The organism is Marinimicrobium sp. UBA4209 (assembly GCF_002381585.1).
Classification (GTDB): Bacteria; Pseudomonadota; Gammaproteobacteria; order Pseudomonadales; family Cellvibrionaceae; genus Marinimicrobium; species Marinimicrobium koreense.
The window spans coordinates 1-353 of the sequence record NZ_DFTP01000062.1; the positions used below are offsets into that span (position 1 = coordinate 1).

At 57.2% G+C, this 353-nt stretch carries 1 protein-coding gene; it reads right to left on the minus strand.

Annotated features, from left to right (window positions below; all coding sequences use genetic code 11):
- A partial coding sequence (gene ccsA / locus B3187_RS08895; protein ID WP_286805855.1) for a cytochrome c biogenesis protein CcsA occupies positions 1-353 on the minus strand: 353 nt, incomplete at both ends.

Genomic DNA, 353 nt, shown 5'->3' on the forward strand with positions numbered 1-353 from the left:
TTGGCCAACAGGAACGTTTCCCGCGCGGTTGCCGTGAACCGCGTTGTGGTGTGTACCACCGGTGCCCGGAGTGCATATAGGGTCAATGAGCCGCCGACCACGAGCAACAGGAACATCAGAATGAACACGCCCCGCTCCGGGTCATTGGCAAAGGCATGCACCGACGTCAGCACTCCTGAGCGAACCAGAAAGGTGCCCAGCAAGCTCAAAGCAAAGGTAAAAATGGCCAGCAACAGGGTCCAGCTTTTGAACAATCCTCGCTTTTCGGTTACCGCCATGGAGTGAATCAACGCGGTACCCACCAGCCAGGGCAGGAAAGAAGCGTTTTCAACCGGATCCCAGAACCACCAGCC